This is a genomic window from Sporolactobacillus sp. BBK16-2, from assembly GCF_059878335.1.
In genome coordinates, this window is record NZ_CM187611.1 from 2328087 (window position 1) to 2346334 (window position 18248).

Below are 18248 nucleotides of genomic sequence, written 5' to 3' on the forward strand. Positions count from 1 at the left end.
AGGAAATGCGTTATGACACGAGGCCTTGTATTCAACATCCAGCGCTACTCGATTCACGACGGAACCGGCATACGCACGATTGTCTTTCTCAAGGGCTGTCCGCTCAAATGTCCCTGGTGTTCAAAACCTGAATCACAAGGTCCTGTTCGCCCATCTGTCTGGATGAAAGACGGTGCGGAAGAACCTTTAGGCAAGTGGATGTCAGTCGATGAGGTACTCCATGAAGTGGAAAAAGATGAGATTTTTTACCGCACGTCAAATGGTGGCGTGACCTTGTCCGGTGGTGAAGTTCTGATGCAAGCCGATTTTGCGGCGGAACTCTTAAAGGAGGTAAAAGCGCTCGGGATTAGCACAGCGATTGAAACCACTGGCGCGCTTCCTCTGAAACAAATCCGCAAAGTGCTGCCCTACACCGACCAAGTCCTATTTGACTTAAAAATTATGGATCCGGACAAAGCCAGACAGATCATCGGTGAAAAGATCAGCACGATCAAACAAAATTTTGAAGAAGCATTGAATTCACCAGCGCACGTTATTCCCAGAATTCCGCTGATTCCCGGATATACGACACCGCCGGAAAACTTGAGGCAGATCAGAGATTACGTGACCGGCCTCGGAATTAAAGAGATTCATATTTTGCCCTTCCATCAATATGGAAGCGGCAAATATGAGTATTTGAAGCGCAGCTATCGCTTGAAGGACACACCACTCCTCAAGCAGGAAGAAGTCAACACAGTTAAAGCCTTCTTTGAAAGTGCTCAGATCAAAACAGTTGTCAGCGGCTTGGAGTAAAAAAATGTATCGACAATGACAATAATTAAAAGACATGAATCCTATTTTCGGGCAGGATTCATGTCTTTTATTTTATTTAATATGAGTTTCCAAAATTTTAAATTTTGTTCATCTCTGCTGTTACAAGGCCTGCTCCGTTCGAGCGATAATATCATCCTGTGTTTCTTTTGAAAGACCGGTGAAGAATGCAGAATAACCGGCGACGCGTACAATTAGATCACGATAGTTTTCCGGATGTTTTTGCGCATCAATTAGCGTTTCACGAGAGACGATATTATATTGAACATGGTACCCATGCAATCTGTTGAAAAAGGTTCTAATTAGCAATACCAGCTTCATGCAGTTTTCTTCATTCTGCAGAATCTGCGGCGACATTTTTTGGTTCAGTAGCACGCCGCCTGTAATATCTGCTGTCGGCAATTTTGATACGGATTTAAAAACGGCTGTCGGTCCGTCATGATCCATCGAATGCTCCGGCGAGCATCCTTCAGCAAGTGCCGTTCGGGCATGACGGCCATCCGGAGTGGCGAGTGTGCTGTGACCTTGCCCGACATTCGCAGAAATAGAGGATGTGCCGGCATAGCGAAGTCCGCCGATTGGTCCGCGCCCGTAACGTGTATTTTTATATTTTGAAATCTCATCAATATACGGCTGATAAGCATTCTGAATCAGTTCATCTACATAATCAACATCATTGCCGTATTTTGGTGCGTCATTGAGCAGTGTCTGACGGATTTTTTCCCCTTTTTCACCGGCAAAATCATTGGTAAGCGCATCCCAAAGCTCCTTGCGGCTGATCTTCTTTTCATCATAGACCAGTTTTTTAACGGCACTCAGCGAATCGGCAAGATTAGCGATTCCAACCTGCAAGCCGCTGATAAAATCGTAGACGGCACCGCCCTCTTTAATTGTTTTTCCGCGTCCGACGCAATCATCGGTCAGCGTGGAGCAGAGAATATCCGGACAATCCTGTTCAAGCACCAGATCGCATGAATTTTCAATGATTACACTCTGCCTTGTAATTTCGCGAAGCCCTTTGTCCCAAGCTTTTTCAAGCTCCTCATAGGATTTCATATCGACAAAGTGACCACTGCCTTCGAGCAGCTTCTTTCCCGTTTCCGGATCAACGCCGTTGTTCATGATAATGAGCAGTGTACGTGGAAAGTTAATGAAGCTCATACCCGTGCAACGATAACCCCATTTTCCCGGTACTGCCGTCTCCACACAGCCGATCGCACTGTAATTGTACGCATCCTCTTCTTTTACCCCGCGTTTGATAAACGATGAAATAATGATTTCATCGTTGTTAAACGCGGGCATGCCCATCCCCAGCTTAATGACCTCGATGCACTCACGCATGAATGCGTCACTTAAACCGCGGTGATAGCGAACGGTTAAATTCGGCTGCGTCAAATGTGCCTGAGCGACACTCCGCAAAATAAGATAGGACAGACCGTTTATCGCATCCTTCTTATCCGGAGTCTGACCGCCAATGGTAACGTTTTGATACAATGGACTTCCCGCACTGAATTCTGTGTGTCCCCATGAACGTACTTTGTTAATGGTCAGCGTCTTCATCCACAGGTTAGTCAGCAATTCCGTCGCCTGTTCATCTGTCAGAATTCTGCGATCAACATCACGCTGATAGAAAGGAAACAGGTACTGATCCATCCGTCCGTAAGATACCGAATGACCATTTGATTCAATCTGAAGGACAAGATGAATGAGCCAAATCGACTGCACAGCTTCATAGAAAGTATCAGCCGGTTCGTAAGGAACCTTATTCAATATCTGAGCCATATTCCTTAATTCTGTTTGACGCTGCGGGTCCTTTTCCGTCTCAGCTTTCTCTGCTGCCAAATTTGCATAGCGCTTTGCAAAATCCCGTACTGCCTTAATTACGTTCAGACTCGCTTCATAAAAATACAATTTCTTTTGATCTTCAATATCAGTCAGATTCAAATGATCCAATGCGTCTTTGACACGTTTTTCGTACGATTTCAGCCCGTAATTGATCACATTTTTATAGTCGACGGCAAGATGACCGTCACCTGAAGTAATGTTGCCGTCTGCTCCGATGATGCCCAGATCATAAAAAATTTTGCTATGCGGCGGAAAGGCTGCCAGTCCGCGATCTTCTAGTGTATTATGTTTCCAGAAAGGCGCAATCTCTTTTAATTGTTTCTTTGTTTCTTCAGTAATATAGAAGACGTCACCCGGACGTTTTTCAAACCGGTCCAGTTCATCAATCACCCAGTTCATTGAGTATTCCGGAAAAACAGGTGCCCAGCGATTTTTTCGTGCCTGATTTCCTGCAATCAAAGTGTCGTCTTCGATGTAGATCGTCATGTGTTCCAATATATTCTCAAGCATATAAGCACGCTTAAGATCCAGCTGTTTATCTGCATGTTCTTTATAACTCTGTGTCACAAGAACTGCACGTTCAGCATCAATAAACGGTTTGGCATCAAGGATTGAATTACGGAATCGTTCCATTTTCGGTGTTAATTCTCCGAAATGCGCCGATCTTTTTGTTTGCGCTTGAATCATTGAGTCTGCTGTCATAATTAAGCCCTCCTGATCATTTTCATAAGAATCAATATAAGCTTTCTTTCGTAATCATAATAGCATCTAATGTAAGCGCAAACAATATGATTTTGTGATTCCATTAATCTTTAAAAAATAATGGTCATTTGTGCATTTTCGACTTTTTTACGCGATATGCACACATATGCCATGACCAGAGAGAAAGGCGCTTGTTTCTTCATCCAACCCACTGTCCGTGTAGATCTCGTGAATGTCTCGGACATTAAACTGCTTCACAAAGCTTTTCTCATTAAACTTACTGGAATCCGTAAGAATAACGACATGCTTGCTTGATTTTGCCATGGTCTGAACCATCTCGGCTCTCATAATGTCATTTCCAAAAAAGCCGGCATCTCGATCAAATCCATCCGTACCAATAAACAGTTTGTCAACAAAAAAATCAGCTAAATTCTGTTTTGCAATGGGCCCGACCGTTACTTGCGACTCACTTTGATAGGACCCGCCAAGCAGTTCAATGCGAACGCTGTTATATTTACCCACAAGAGACGCAATGAAAAATGAATTCGTTATGATTGTGACATTTTCTTTAACCATGGCAATTTCTTCTGCCAGCAGGGCACAAGTTGAACCTGATTCGATCATAATTGTTTCATTATCTTGTATTGACTGAACTGCAAGTTGTGCGATTTTCTTTTTCACCTCGTAATGATTTGCTAGCCGATAGCTGATATCATCAACATTATTCATCATTGCGTAGCCATGTTTCCGTTGCAACAGACCTTTCGCTTCCAAGCGATCTAAGTCTTTCCTAATCGTCACCTTGGATACGCTTAACAGCTCTGCTAATTCATTAACATCTATTTTCGTTCGATCAGTAACAATCGTTAACAAATCATTTTCACGTGTCGTTAATTCTGATGTCAAAATGACGGCCTCCTATACATTGTTTTCTTCAGTTTATCACAATTGATTGATCATCTTATTTCTTTCACAGCTTATTAACATTTCTTACGTAAATAATATGCTAAAATAAAAAAGATGAAAAGGAATTGAGGCGGTCTTAATTGAAAACGCTTACTAATGATGAAACGAGCCATTCAAAAGGACTCATCTTTAATATTCAGAAGTTCAGTATTAACGACGGACCCGGAATACGAACGGTCATCTTTTTTAAGGGCTGCCCGCTACGATGTCCTTGGTGTGCTAATCCAGAATCTCAACGAGCGTGTCCAGAAAAGATGCACGATCATGCTAACGGCAATACTACGCTTGTTGGTGAATTCAAGAGTATCGCGGAAATTATCAAAGTGATTTTACAGGATCGTGATTACTATGAGGAATCAAATGGAGGTGTCACCTTTTCAGGCGGAGAAGTGCTTAATCAAGCACCCTTTGTGATTGAACTTGCGAAAGCAATTAAAAAAGAAAACATTCACATCATTTGTGAGACAACCGGATTTACCAGGCCTGCTGTCTTTCGAGAATTCATTAAGTACATGGATTTTATGTTCTATGATGTAAAGCATTGGAACGGCGAAGCACATCGCGCCGCCACCGGCGTGGATAATGAATTAATTATCCATAACCTTGAGTCCGCATTAAAAGCACAGAAGAAGCTTATGGTCAGAATTCCGATTATTCCTTGCTTTAATGACGCCTTGAGCGATGCCGCGCATTTCGGTCAATTGTTTAAACGTATCGGTGTCACAATGGTTGAACTGCTCCCTTTCCATCAATTCGGCTTGAACAAGTACACAGAATTGGGGCGGGAATACGAAATGAAAGATGTCCGTCAATTACATGCGGAAGATCTCCTAGATTTTAAAAAAGTATTGAACGAAGCGGGAATCGCGGTCAAACTGAATGGATCTTTTTAATCCACGTCCTCGCAACAATTTATTTTCAGCTGTAATAAGTAAAAAGCCAATGTGACGAATCACATTGGCTTTTTACTTATATATATTTAGTCGTTATCCACGAAGCTCCGCGCCTAACTGCTCCGCACAGGCACTGACAATCTTTTCATGAACGACGTTCACTTCATCATCGGTCAAGGTCCGCTCCGGATCAAAATAGACAAGTGAGAATGCCATAGACTTCTCATCCGCCGCTACATGACTGCCTTCATAGACATCAAAGAGCTGTACCGATTTAAGAAGCGGAGTGCCATTCTCGCGGATGACCCGATCAAGATCAGCCGCAGCTACAGTCCGTTTCACAACAAGCGCAATATCACGTGTTGTCGATGGGAATCGCGGCAAGCCATGATACTCAATAGCAGCCTCTCCGTGACGGAGCAGCGACTCAATGGCAACTTCGAATACAAACGTTTCATTTAACCCGCAGTTCTTCTGAACTCTAGGGTGGAGTGCACCGATATAACCAATGACTTCACCGTTTAATAAAATATCTGCGGTTTGTCCCGGATGCATCCCCTCCCGTTTCGAAGGAGAATAAGTGATATGATTAGCGACACCCAGGGAATCGAACAGCGCTTCAACAATTCCTTTCACTGAGAAAAAGTCGACTGTATCCGGATCGCCTTCCCAATTTCTTTCCGTACGCTTCCCGGTAATGATTCCCGCTAAATGCTCTTCCTCAGCCGGTCTCGCTTCTCCTTTAACCGGAAGGAACACCTTGCCGATTTCATAGAATTTAATATCCGGCATCTGTCTGTTCAAGTGATATTGAGCAACGTTAATGAGTTGAGGAACAATACTCTGACGCAATGCTGCATGCTCTTCGCTCATCGGCCAAATGACTTGTGTCGGTTCTATTCCTTTATTGCTTACCGCGTAGGAAGAAGCACTTTCCTTCGATGTAAGCGAATAAGTATAAGCTTGGCTCAAGCCCATGCCGTTCATCAAGCCTTCTACTCTTCTGCGGATCTTTTGATAAGGTGTCAACGATGCATGTGAGGACGTGCCCTCAGGCAGCGTTGCCGGAATATGATTGTACCCATAAATACGTCCGACTTCTTCGACGAGATCCTCAGGAATGGTCACATCGAAGCGTCTGGCAGGTACGGATACCTGCATTATTTCGCCTTCCACGTTAACTTTAAAATTCAGCCGTTCAAGTATCCCGACGATCTGTTCGCGTGCGAATTCCGATCCTAAAACTTGATTGATTTTTTGCCAAGGCATCATAATCTGATGCTCTGCTACCGTTCGTTCACCGGCTTCGACAATACCTTTAAGTACCGTCGCATGGGCGTACTGTATTAACAGTTCAGCTGCTCGATCAGCGGCCAGAGCGACTCGATTACGATCAAGCCCTTTCTCATAGCGGCTGCTGGCATCCGAGCGCAATTGGAGCCTCGCCGCTGTTTTGCGGATTGAAATTGGATCGAAGACTGCTGCTTCAAGCAGAACATTTTCCGTATCACTTGAAACCTCTGTATTTTCACCACCCATAACGCCTGCAACAGCGACACCCTTTTTGCCATTTGTTATGAGCAGATCCTCATCTGTCAATTTTCGAAGCTGGCCGTCAAGCGTAGTGATTTCTTCATGATCTCCGGCAAAACGAACGAGTACATGATTCGAACCGAATTGATCAAAATCAAATGTATGGAGCGGCTGTCCGTATTCGAGCATCACGTAATTTGAAACATCAACGACATTGCTGATCGGGCGAACACCGGCCGCAATCAGACGCAGCTGCATCCAGCGTGGTGCCGGAGCGACTTTAATGCCGTTCATAACGCGTGCGCCATAATAAGGAACCATTTGCTCGGCATCAACGGAGACACTTATTTTTTCGCTTGCCAACTGGTCTGATTCAGCTACTACCGGCTTTTTCAGTTGGATCGGACGATCAAGAATCGCACCGACTTCATAAGCGACGCCGATCATATTCATGCAATGCGCACTGTTCACCAAAATATCCAAATCAAGAATAGCGTCGTCAAGATTCAAATAAGGGAGTGCATCTGCACCGACCGGCACCTCATCATCAAAGACATAAATGCCGTCCGCATATTCCTTAGGTACAAAATTATGATCGAAGCCCAGTTCATCAAGTGAACAGATCATGCCGTTTGAAATCTCACCACGCAGTTTTGCTCGCTTGATTTTCACATTATTCGCGATTCTTGCACCGACAGTCGCAACCGGTACCTTTTGTCCGGCGGCAACATTTGGTGCACCGCATACAATCTGAACGGTTTCTGTTCCCAGATTAACTTGACACAAATGAAGCTTTTCCGCTTCCGGATGCTGCGCGCAAGACTCAACCTTGCCGACCACAATACCCTTCAATCCCTCTCCCGGATAAACAATGTGCTCCACTTCAATTCCCGAATTTGTTATTTTATCCGCTAATTCTTCCGGCGTGACACCGCCTAAATCTATATAGTCCTGCAACCAATTATAGGAAACCAGCATCGTTCATTCTCCTCCTTATGCCCGATCAAATTGTTTCAAGAAACGAATATCATCTGTATAAAAATGACGAATGTCTTCGATGCCGTACTTCAACATCGCAATACGTTCCGGCCCCATGCCGAATGCAAAGCCTGTGTACTCGCTTGGATCAAAGCCGGACATGCGCAGCACATTCGGATGAACCATGCCGGCACCAAGAATTTCAATCCAACCTGTGCCCTTGCAGACATTGCAACCATGACCGCCGCACCTAAAACAAGAAATGTCCATTTCTACTGACGGTTCGGTAAAAGGGAAGAAGCTTGGGCGAAGACGAATTTCACGGTCCGCACCGAACATATGCTTCGCGAATACGGTCAGAATCCCCTTCAAGTCGCTCAATCGTACATTGTGATCGACATAAAGACCTTCGATCTGCATGAATTGATGCGAATGAGTCGCGTCATCATTATCGCGGCGGTACACTTTTCCAGGGCAGATAACCTTAACCGGACCGACACCCTTATGCTTTTCCAAGGTGTGCGCCTGTACAGGAGATGTATGCGTACGCATCAGTATTTCATCAGTTATATAGAACGAATCCTGCATATCACGAGCAGGATGATCCTTCGGAAGATTTAACGCTTCAAAGTTGTAGTAATCCTGTTCGACTTCAGGGCCTTCTTCAATGGAAAAGCCAAGACCGATAAACAGATCCTCAACCTCCTGAATAATTGAAGCGAGCAGATGGGGACTGCCTGTCGCTATTTTTCTTCCCGGAAGCGTTACATCAATTTTCTCATGCTCAAGCTTCAGCTCAAGCAGCTTTGCTTCCAAGTCCGCTTTCTTTTCTTCAATTTTTGCGGCAATGAGTTTACGTACTTCATTCGCCAGTTGTCCGACAATCGGGCGTTCTTCAGCAGAAAGCTTGCCCATGCTTTTCATAACTTCTGTGATCAGTCCTTTTTTGCCTAAAAAACGGATCTGTGCTTCCTGGAGCGCCTTCAGACCATCTGCTGAACCAATGTTCGATAAAGCCTGTTCGCGCAGCTCAAGCAGTTTCTCTTTTAACATGTTCTTCATCCCTTCACAAACTTTTTTAAATGAAGCTTTTCAAAAAGGAGGACAAAAAGGGCCGAGAAGATCAAGGAAGTGCAGTTTCGAGCACCGGAACGTACTGCTACAGGATGTAGTGACTTCGACGTTACTCACAGGACGTGAGTGTAATTAGTCGAAGATCTCCTGTAATACGTGAGGAGCAAAGAAACCAGCTGACACAGAACTTCCACAGGATGTGGTGACTTCTGCGTTGTGCACATGACGTGCACGTCATTAGCAGAAGATCCTCCTTACTTTTTTCCCGGACTTTTTGAACATCCTCTAAAAAAACCAAAAAAGCCCCGCCCCTAAAAAGGGACGAAGCGTCGCGTTACCACCCTTGTTGACCATTCAAAAAAAACAAATAGCCCACTCGAAAACATTTAACGGCGAATGCCGGCCAATCCTAGGCCGGCTGCCCGCCGGCGTTCAAACGGCAACTCAAGAGTGAATTCGTTCAGTCCGTATCATAAGCACGCTTTCAGTCGACGACGCACTCTCCCTGAACGGCGGATACCGAATTACTATTCTCCATCACGGTTTTTACATCTATTTGGATTCATATTACCCATGAATCTAATCATTCTTTAAGTCTTTTCCTAGTATAGTCAATTGCAATCCGTTATGCAAGTCCTCCCGACTCCAACCAATACAGTAAAATACCTGATGCCACAGCGACATTCAGCGATTCCGCACGACCTGCCATCGGAATTTTCACCTGTTGATCCATCTGTGCGAGTAATTCGGGTGATGCGCCATTGCCTTCATTGCCAACGACCAAGCCATAATGAGAGCTGGCTACTTTAACTTTATGAAGTTCATCGCCGTGCAGTGAAGAACCATATAAAGGAATATTCAGTGCTTTCATCTCATCGGCAAGACTGAATAAATTTTTGTGAATGACCGGCAGGTGAAAATGGGAACCTTGAGCAGAGCGCAGAGTCTTTGCATTGTATCCGTCAACACAACCGTCGCCAAGATAGATAGCATCCAAGCCAAAAGCATCTGCAGTTCGAATCAACGTTCCAAGATTTCCTGGATCCTGCACACCGTCAACGAGCAAGTAGCGGCCGGACCGCAGGGAAACTGCTGCCTGACTCATGTCGCACACGGCGATAATGCCTTGAGGTGTCTCTGTTTGTGACAGTTCCGTAAATATTTTATGTGTGACCTGAAAAACTTCAATCGAATCAAGCGGCCAATCCGTCGGCAAATGAAACGCTTCATCAATCAAGATCGCGTTAATCTGCTGTTTTGCGGAAAAAACCGCTTCCTGCACTAGATGCGGCCCTTCAAGCAAATATTTTTGCTCACGATCACGCCACTTTCTTATTTTTAACTTTTTCCATAGTTTTACTTTTTCATTTTGCAATGACACCATTCGTCTCACACATAAGAGCCCCTTTAAAATCGGTACATATTTGTCCGTTTACTACCCATACTATACCATATCACCAGCTTTAAATGCTCACAGAAAGGGGTCTCCTATTCATGGATTTAGACATTCGCCGCGCAGTCCTGCACAATCTGTCCGGTAACGACAAGAAACAGCTTCAAGACACAGTCGTTGACGCTATTCAGGACGGTCAAGAAAAGATGCTTCCCGGACTAGGCGTTCTATTCGAAGTTCTTTGGAACAAATCGGACAATGCCTTCCGCGATCAGATGCTCACGCGACTTGAACAAGGGGTGTAAAGAAATAATCGGGGGCTTCTGGCTCCCGATTTTTCATGCGGCAATTCCTTTATAGTGGACTTTCTTGCATAGAACACTACTTAAAATCGATCCGTTTTCCAAAAAGCGTAGTCATTCTTAGGAAACAGTGCTGCATAGGTTTCCGATTGCACAGAGGTGCCAAGCAGCACATCGCTCACCAATTCGCTTGGCCTCCGCTCAATTGACGTTTGGTATGTAACTGAATCTCCCGGAACTTCAATCTCCGCTTTCCCATTCATGAGATGAACGAGCAGCTCATTGTCTCCGCTTCTGAGCAATAGTGACGTCTTGTTCCCAGTGTAATGAATCAGTCGCTCTGAAAGAACCGGTTCAATCTTCTGAAAAAAATTATGGAAACGCAGAATTTTCCACATTGCACCGTTATAGTTCTCGATACGAGCACCACACTCTTGAAATAACTTCCAGAGCGCATGGTGTTCCGGCATCTGCACCATCAGACTGCATTCCGGTGCCAGATGTTCTTTTAAATGATACACGAGCGACGCAACTGCCGCCTCATGCTCCGGCAAATAACAGCATTCAACCAATCCGATTTTATTTTCACCGAATGCTTCCCACCTGAGATAAGCAACCAGTTCATCATGGTCAAAAGCATTCAAAAATGCGCCTTTGCGATTCTTATTCCATGCCAGCTGCCCTTTCCAGTACGCATCTGTTCGAATTCTAGAACCACAAAGCGGCCCAATAAAGTGCCGATACATCTCTTGTACAGCATTAAAGTCACATTCGTTAATAGGTCGAATATGACATTCCCGCCGCTCAGCCATCTCAGGAATCTGGCTAACATCCATGACCAGTTCGTCCATAGGCAGCGTTTGCCAGCCTTCTTTTTCATAGAACGAATTGATTCCGGTAAATAAAAGAGACAAATCGTAGCCATGTTCAGCCATCCACTTCGTCTGGTGGTTCAGAATGGTGCGAATCAAATGTCTCCCGCGATACTTAGGCAAAGCCGCAACGTTTCCAATCCCTCCGCATTTAAGCTCCATCCCATGATAAGAAAGAGGAAAAGGGAAAATCTGAACAGCTCCGGCCATTTGTCCGTTCACCTTAGCAATCCACGTATGATACGACTGACAATTTGGGTCAAGCCGGATTCTTTCTTCAAAAAATGCCCGATTTTTCGGGAAAACGTTCACCCATAAGTCAAGCGCTTCTTGCCATTCATGATCGTCATGAATCTGCCTAATTTCGATTGTGTCCATAGTAAAATCACCGCCCCGCCGCTGCTTAATTATGTTTCAAAAATACTTGTTATTTGATCAAGATTAACTTTTTTAACTAACCCATTCATTTCAACTATTGTGCTCTTTTTCTTCTAGAAATTATCCTTTTTCTTATTCATTAAATAGTGCAATGCGCGTGCTGCATCAATGGCATCCCGATAATTTTTAAAATCAAAATCAACACTCCAATCAAGGTGTTGGTAATTTCTTATTGATCTTGTGCTTCATCCTTTGACGTAAACTGTAAGATCTTTGCTTTATGAATTATTGCAACATAAATTAATTATATTGGGGAAACAAGAATGAGCACAATAGAATTTCCAAGTTTATTACATTGTTTTTTAAACCTGCCTTCAACTGATTGGAAACGCTCAAGGTAAAGCCTTCATTTTAGGCAGTCAAGCGTTAATCTGACTACTCCATCTCAAGGCGGATCTCATTTGCTTCCCACGCCTCTTGGCTGATTAAAATATAGTACTGTATAATCAAGTTAATTGATGATTCCGGAGTCGAAAAAAATGAAAATCGCAATCTGTGATGATGACAAAACGCAAAGAGAATACTTGGCAACTCTCGTAAAAGAATGGGCGAGAAAGAACAACAAGATTCTTATGCTCGAACTCTTTGAAAACGCACAGGGATTTCTCTTCTCTTGGAGTACCGATCAGAGCTATGACGCGCTGCTTCTGGACATTCAAATGCCCGTTTTAAATGGAATGGAACTCGCCAGGAAAATTCGCGAGCGTGATGAACTGCTGGCGATTATCTTCATTACCGGCTTCTCTGATTATATGGATGAAGGCTATGAAGTCTCCGCATTGCACTATCTGATCAAGCCAGTGAAAGAGGAAAGACTCTTTACTGTTCTCGATCGCGCTTCAAAAAAAGTCACTAAGCAGAAAAAAACGCTGCTGATTGAACAAAACGGAGAGATGATCCGAGTGAATCAAGAAGACATCCTTTGTCTTGAGGCTTTTGCTCATACGATTGACGTGACGACGGCGGAGCAGCACTATCAAGTCAAAGTGAGCATCGATCAGTTCGAACGACAGCTTGATCCCCATCTCTTTGTGCGTCCGCATCGCTCCTATCTTGTTGGATTAAAATACATCAGTCAGCTTCGCAAAACAGGCCTTACCTTGGACACCGGCAAGAAAATTCCGGTTAGCAGACGCCGTTATCAAGCAGTGAACCAGGCGTTTATCCGCTTTTTCAGAGGAGGTACCGAGCAGTGACCGATTATCTCATTTACGGACTGATTACTCTTGTTCTGATCGTTCTAACTGCAATCATCACACACCGCCAAACCCTGCGCGCAGGCGAACGCCAGCTTGATACCTACCAGAAAGATCTGCTTGCCAAACACTATGATGAAGTCCAGAATATCTACCACAAAATGCGCGGCTGGCGCCATGACTACCACAGCCACATCCAAACGATGAAAGCCCATCTTGCTCTTGATCAAATGGATGAACTCAAATCCTATTTAGACATGCTGGACAATGATCTAGAAACTGTTGATACAGTGATTAAGACCGGCAACATTAAGCTAGACGCGATTCTGAACAGCAAGCTTTCACTGATTGCAAGCAGTAATATTAAAGTAAATGCTAAAGCCCAAGTTCCGGAAAAGCTCTCTGTAAACGAAGTCGATCTGTGCATCATCATCGGCAATTTGCTCGATAACGCGCTTGAAGGTTGTCGAGAGCTGCACAACGAAGATCAACCGTTTATCCGCATCTATATCGGTGTGTTTAAAAAGCAGCTCTACCTTTCCGTTACAAACTCGGCCCCGGAAATGCTTAAGAAAATAAGCATTGGGCGCTACCTAACCACTAAAGGCGACGGCCATGGATTCGGTCTGATGCGCATCGACACTTTAGTTAAAAAATATGACGGCTACCTAAATCGCCAAAACGAGCCCGGTGTGTTTGCCACAGAGATCATGCTCCCCCTTTAGCTATGGAGGGGTCGCAGATGGAACTATGTTGTGCTTCCTTTGTAACAAGGGAGAGGAAGCAGATAGAACTAAGTTGTGCTCCCCTATAACTAGGGAGGGATCGCAGTAAGATCTAATGTGTTCGTTTCATGCAATAGTTTTTAACCATTCGTGTCTCATTTCGTGCCATTCGTGCACGATTTTATTTTTGAAACGATTTCTGTGCTAGTTTATAGCCATGAAGGAGTTGATGTGTTGTGAAAAAAACAGAGCAAAACCCGAGTTATTCGACAATACAAAATGTCGGCTTCGTTTTGAAAAATATGTGGCGTTGGAATAAAAAGCTGTTTTTCGCTTCGGTTGCGCGCGTTCCTTTTCTGGTACTTCTGCCTTTTCTCGGTATCTTGATGCCAAAGCTCGTGATTGACAGTTTGACCGAAAAAGTAAGCCCTTTGCATTTTGCCACAGTGATCGCTTTCATGACACTTGCCATCATGATTTGCAATGTTGTTGGACGTTCACTTGATGCTTGGCTACAATGGAACGTCAACCATAATCGAATCAATTACATCGTACTCATGCAGCGGAAGATGATGGATACGGATTATGGCAACCTTGAGAGCCCTGAAGGACAGAACAAGCTGGAAAAGGCACATCAGGCTACAAATGGTAATCGTAAGGGAACAGAAGCGATCATTATGGCTTTAGTAACACTTGCCGCCAATATTTTCGGAATAATCCTTTATGGCGGGGTACTCGCCACGTTGAATCCGTTAGTCATTGCTTTTCTGCTGTTCACCGCAATTGTTGGATTCCTTTTCTCTCGTCATGCACAAGTCTATGAACATGTACATAAAGACGACTGGACACCCGTTGAAAACAAACTGGACTATCTGATTCGGGAATGCGACGACTATTCGACCGGTAAAGATCTACGTCTTTACCAAATCACACACTGGTTCAGTGAACGATTTGACACACTGATGAACGACCGAACCATTTGGCATAAACGTATCGCGCTGCGCCACTATTTTTCAGATGGTGCCGTCGGCGTCATGGCACTTTGCCGCGATGGTGTTGCTTACGCTTATCTGATTTATCTCGTGCTGAATGGACATTTGACGGTTGCCAATTTCACTCTTTATTTTGGAACGATCGCCGGTTTTTCCACTTGGCTGACCAGTTTGACCGAACAACTGGCAAAAGTACAGCATATGAGTCTAGAAATCTGTGATGTCCGCAATTATCTGAATATGGAGGATACATCCAACCGTGATGAGGGGCTGCCGCTTCCGCCTAAAAACAGCTGGCCCTGCTCGATCACCTTCGACCATGTATCCTTTTCCTATCCTGGAAATGATCGGAAAATTCTCGATGATGTCAGTCTTCATATCGATGCAGGAGAAAAAATGGCGCTTGTCGGCTTGAACGGCGCCGGAAAAACAACCTGCATTAAATTATTGTGCGGATTCTACCAGCCGACATCCGGTCACATTTTGATCAACGGAAAAGATATGACTTCCTTTAATCGTGATGATTACTACAAACTGTTTACGGCTGTTTTTCAGGACATTCATATTTTGCCGGTTTCGATTGCACGTAATATCGCGCCAAAGCTTGATGAAGCAATTGATGAGGAGAAAATGGAGCGTTGTCTGCAATTAGCGGGTTTCAAAGAGAAAATGGACAGCCTCGAACAAGGCTTAGACTCAATGATGGTTAAAGAGGTCCATGAACACGCAGTACAGTTCTCCGGCGGTGAACTACAAAAAATGCTGCTGGCACGCGCTCTGTATAAAGAGTCGCCGATCCTAATTCTCGATGAACCGACTGCGGCGCTTGACCCCATCTCCGAAAATGATCTTTACGAGCGTTATGGGACGTTAACTAAAGGACGGACCTCTCTGTTTATCTCCCATCGTCTGTCGAGCACACGCTTTTGCGATCGGATTATTTTTCTTTCTGACGGAAAAATTACTGAAATCGGCACACATGACGAACTAATGAGACAAGGCGGAAAATATGCGCAGCTTTTTGCGATTCAAAGTCATTATTATCAAGATCAGCTTCACGGAGAAGTGATAGGAGGCGAGCAGCTTTGAAAACCAGCACTCAGCAATCAAAATTCAAAACGAAATGGCATTATTTATGGCGTGGGATGGGATTTATTCAATCCAAGGTGCCTTCCCTGCTGCCAGCCGTTGCTTTTGGCGCGCTGCTCAAAGCGTTCAGTCCATTCATCACCATTTATTTAACCGCCCGGATTATTGATGAATTGTTTGGCTCGCGCTCCGTGATTCATCTTGCATGGCTGACCGGAGCAGCAATTGTATTGAACTTAATCGTTTATCTGCTGCAAAAAGCGATGGAACACATAAAGGATACGGGCGAATTTCGTTTGAATTACTTCGGTGTATTTGAGATGGATCAATTGATTCTGAACACCGATTTTGAAAATGTAGAAAAACCCGATTTTCACTTGAAGAAGCAGAAAATTGATGAAGGTGCCAACATGAATATGCGAGGAATCTGGCAGCTTCCTGAATTGACGAGCTTGTTTATTTCTAACCTTTGCATCGTTGTTTTTGCTGTTATTCTTTCCTTTCCGCTGTTCTGGGCCTTTTCAACGCACTCGGATTCTTTGTTGGATTCACCTTGGCTGTCTTTGCTGTTTCTTGGGCTAGTCTTTGCTTCGTCCATCTATTCTGTCATATCAAACGCTCGCTTCAGCAAATGGGTATTTCATAAAATGGACGGCATGATGATCATTAATCGCGCGTTTAGCTTTTACGGCAATCTAATGCGCGATCATCAATTAGGGAAGGATATAAGAATTTATCAAGAACAAAAATTGATTGGAAAAGCCTATGCTGATTTTAGACAGCAAAGTATGCGTCTCTTCGGTATTGAGATGTCTAAGCGTCAAAGCCGTTTCTGGGGAATCAGCGCTGCTATTTCTTCACTGATCAGCGGATTTGTCTATCTTTTCGTCGGTATGAAAGCGCTGGTTGGACTAATCAGTATTGGTTCGGTTGTACAGTATGTCGGCGCGATCAGTCAATTCACTACTGGCTTTTCTGAACTGATTACTTCGGCAACCGACATTTGGCAGGATATTGATTACGTTGAGCTCTATTTCAATTTTCTTGATACGCCGAACCCAAAGTACCAAGGCAGCCTACCTGTTGAGAAGCGCAATGATAATGAATATGAGATTGAATTCCGCAATGTGTCCTTTAAATATCCGGGCTCTGAAACCTACGCTTTGAAAAATCTGTCACTCAAACTGAAAATAGGCGAGCATTTCGCTGTGGTTGGTCGCAACGGTTCAGGAAAAACAACTTTTATCAAGCTGCTTACCCGACTCTATGATCCGCAGGAAGGCGAGATTCTGCTCAACGGCATTAACATTCAGAAATACGACTACATCGAATATCTTCGGCTTTTCTCTGTGGTCTTCCAAGACTTTAAACTGTTTGCTTTTTCCGCCGGGCAAAACGTTGCAGCAGACGTGCATTACGACAAAGAACGCGCAATGGAATGTCTTGACAAGGCGGGCGTTGGCGATCGAATCCGTAAAATGAGCAAAGGTCTGGATACACCACTCTATAAAATAGACGCTGACGGTGTTGAGATTTCCGGTGGAGAAGCTCAGAAAATTGCCATTGCTCGCGCACTCTATAAAGACGCCCCGTTCGTTATTCTTGATGAGCCAACTGCAGCATTGGACCCTGTTGCTGAGTTTGAAGTCTATTCAAAATTCAAGGAAATTGCCAGTGATAAAACTGCGATCTATATCTCACATCGGCTCTCTTCATGCCGCTTCTGCGATCATATTCTTGTCTTCGATCAAGGCGAACTGATCCAAAACGGCAGCCATGACCAACTGATTCAAGACATAAACGGTCAGTATTATAAGCTGTGGAATGCCCAGGCGCAGTATTACCGAGAAGATCCTCGGAAATCGAGATTACTTGGGTAAGCTTATTCCCATTATTGAACGCTCTCATAAGTTTATCGAGCATTCTGGTTTTTTCTCATCGCTCAACAGATTAGATCAATCTCTCGTACCTATTTCCTATACAACAAACAACACCCCCGCATGCACCAATAGGCATGCGGGGGTGTTTATTCATTCAATCGCTCTTATTTAGCGACTGCTTTAGCTTTTTCTGCGAGTGTTGCAAATGCTGCTTCGTCATGAATGGCGAGATCAGCCAGCATCTTGCGGTTTACTTCAATGCCTGCTACCTTCAAGCCATTGATCAGCTTGCTGTAAGACAAGCCGTTGATACGTGCCGCAGCGTTGATACGCGCAATCCACAGTCTGCGGAAGTTACGCTTCGTTTGACGGCGGTCACGGTATGCATAAGACAGGGATTTGAAGACCTGTTGTTGTGCAACTTTGAATAATTTATGTTTTGCGCCGAAATAACCTTTTGCTAATTTAAGTACTCTTTTGCGTCTGCGACGAGTCACATATCCGCCTTTAACTCTTGCCATTGTAAAAACCTCCTGGAATAAACCGCCCGGCTGTACCGT

At 44.3% G+C, this 18248-nt stretch carries 14 protein-coding genes; 7 read left to right on the forward strand and 7 right to left on the reverse strand.

The features are described from left to right. Positions 1–12 precede the first annotated feature (12 nt). A complete protein-coding gene (locus tag AC6F33_RS11650) occupies positions 13–792 on the forward strand; it encodes a glycyl-radical enzyme activating protein (RefSeq protein ID WP_500777141.1) in 780 nt (259 codons plus the stop codon). Between the two features lie 120 nt (positions 793–912). Here the strand turns inward: AC6F33_RS11650 and AC6F33_RS11655 are convergent, their stop codons facing one another. After that, on the reverse strand, positions 913–3357 hold the full coding sequence (locus tag AC6F33_RS11655) for a glycyl radical protein (RefSeq protein WP_480948430.1): 2445 nt from the start codon (positions 3355–3357) through the stop codon (positions 913–915). A gap of 147 nt (positions 3358–3504) precedes the next feature. After that, on the reverse strand, positions 3505–4263 hold the full coding sequence (locus AC6F33_RS11660) for a DeoR/GlpR family DNA-binding transcription regulator (protein ID WP_480948431.1): 759 nt from the start codon (positions 4261–4263) through the stop codon (positions 3505–3507). Positions 4264–4403: 140 nt separating this feature from the next. Here AC6F33_RS11660 and AC6F33_RS11665 point away from each other — a divergent pair, with 140 nt between their 5' ends. Continuing rightward, entirely contained in the window at positions 4404–5216 is an 813-nt protein-coding gene (locus tag AC6F33_RS11665; protein WP_480948432.1) for a glycyl-radical enzyme activating protein, read from the forward strand. Between the two features lie 93 nt (positions 5217–5309). Here the strand turns inward: AC6F33_RS11665 and pheT are convergent, their stop codons facing one another. From pheT to AC6F33_RS11680, 3 genes are all read right to left on the reverse strand, one after another. Next, positions 5310–7727 carry a phenylalanine--tRNA ligase subunit beta gene (pheT, locus tag AC6F33_RS11670; RefSeq protein WP_480948433.1) on the reverse strand — a complete coding sequence of 806 codons (2418 nt, stop codon included), beginning with the start codon at positions 7725–7727 and terminating at the stop codon, positions 5310–5312. Positions 7728–7742: 15 nt separating this feature from the next. Further along, a complete protein-coding gene (pheS, locus tag AC6F33_RS11675; RefSeq protein WP_500777142.1) occupies positions 7743–8780 on the reverse strand; it encodes a phenylalanine--tRNA ligase subunit alpha in 1038 nt (345 codons plus the stop codon). A 646-nt stretch (positions 8781–9426) separates the two neighbouring features. Then, positions 9427–10185 (reverse strand): TrmH family RNA methyltransferase, encoded by a 759-nt coding sequence (locus AC6F33_RS11680; RefSeq protein WP_500778161.1) that lies wholly within the window; start codon positions 10183–10185, stop codon positions 9427–9429. Positions 10186–10295: 110 nt separating this feature from the next. Between AC6F33_RS11680 and sspI the strand changes: the two genes are divergently transcribed. Continuing rightward, positions 10296–10499, forward strand: a complete 204-nt coding sequence (gene sspI / locus AC6F33_RS11685) for a small acid-soluble spore protein SspI (RefSeq protein WP_253058754.1) — start codon at positions 10296–10298, stop codon at positions 10497–10499. Between the two features lie 80 nt (positions 10500–10579). Here sspI and AC6F33_RS11690 read toward each other — a convergent pair whose 3' ends face one another. Then, positions 10580–11746, reverse strand: coding sequence for a GNAT family N-acetyltransferase (locus AC6F33_RS11690; protein WP_500777143.1), 1167 nt, complete (start codon positions 11744–11746; stop codon positions 10580–10582). A 539-nt stretch (positions 11747–12285) separates the two neighbouring features. Here AC6F33_RS11690 and AC6F33_RS11695 point away from each other — a divergent pair. The 4 genes from AC6F33_RS11695 (at position 12286) to AC6F33_RS11710 (ending at position 17688) form a co-directional block, all read left to right on the forward strand. Then, the gene (locus AC6F33_RS11695) at positions 12286–13002 is read left to right on the forward strand and encodes a LytR/AlgR family response regulator transcription factor (protein ID WP_255745732.1); all 717 of its coding nucleotides are present in this window, start codon (positions 12286–12288) and stop codon (positions 13000–13002) included. Continuing rightward, entirely contained in the window at positions 12999–13727 is a 729-nt protein-coding gene (locus AC6F33_RS11700; RefSeq protein ID WP_255745734.1) for a sensor histidine kinase, read from the forward strand. Before AC6F33_RS11695 ends, AC6F33_RS11700 begins: the two co-directional genes overlap by 4 nt. A 236-nt stretch (positions 13728–13963) precedes the next feature. Then, positions 13964–15808: an ABC transporter ATP-binding protein gene (locus AC6F33_RS11705; RefSeq protein WP_480948434.1), complete on the forward strand. Its 1845-nt coding sequence runs from the start codon at positions 13964–13966 to the stop codon at positions 15806–15808. Further along, positions 15805–17688, forward strand: coding sequence for an ABC transporter ATP-binding protein (locus AC6F33_RS11710; RefSeq protein WP_480948435.1), 1884 nt, complete (start codon positions 15805–15807; stop codon positions 17686–17688). The genes AC6F33_RS11705 and AC6F33_RS11710 overlap by 4 nt, the downstream gene beginning before the upstream one ends. A gap of 164 nt (positions 17689–17852) precedes the next feature. Here the strand turns inward: AC6F33_RS11710 and rplT are convergent, their stop codons facing one another. After that, entirely contained in the window at positions 17853–18209 is a 357-nt protein-coding gene (gene rplT, locus AC6F33_RS11715) for a 50S ribosomal protein L20 (RefSeq protein ID WP_255745739.1), read from the reverse strand. Positions 18210–18248 lie beyond the last annotated feature (39 nt).

Coding starts and splice junctions, on each gene's coding strand:
- AC6F33_RS11650 (WP_500777141.1), top strand. CDS start 13: ATGACACGAGGCCTTGTATTCAACATCCAGCGCTACTCGATTCACGAC.
- AC6F33_RS11655 (WP_480948430.1), bottom strand. CDS start 3,357: ATGACAGCAGACTCAATGATTCAAGCGCAAACAAAAAGATCGGCGCAT.
- pheT (WP_480948433.1), bottom strand. CDS start 7,727: ATGCTGGTTTCCTATAATTGGTTGCAGGACTATATAGATTTAGGCGGT.
- pheS (WP_500777142.1), bottom strand. CDS start 8,780: ATGTTAAAAGAGAAACTGCTTGAGCTGCGCGAACAGGCTTTATCGAAC.
- AC6F33_RS11680 (WP_500778161.1), bottom strand. CDS start 10,185: ATGGTGTCATTGCAAAATGAAAAAGTAAAACTATGGAAAAAGTTAAAA.
- sspI (WP_253058754.1), top strand. CDS start 10,296: ATGGATTTAGACATTCGCCGCGCAGTCCTGCACAATCTGTCCGGTAAC.
- AC6F33_RS11690 (WP_500777143.1), bottom strand. CDS start 11,746: ATGGACACAATCGAAATTAGGCAGATTCATGACGATCATGAATGGCAA.
- AC6F33_RS11695 (WP_255745732.1), top strand. CDS start 12,286: ATGAAAATCGCAATCTGTGATGATGACAAAACGCAAAGAGAATACTTG.
- rplT (WP_255745739.1), bottom strand. CDS start 18,209: ATGGCAAGAGTTAAAGGCGGATATGTGACTCGTCGCAGACGCAAAAGA.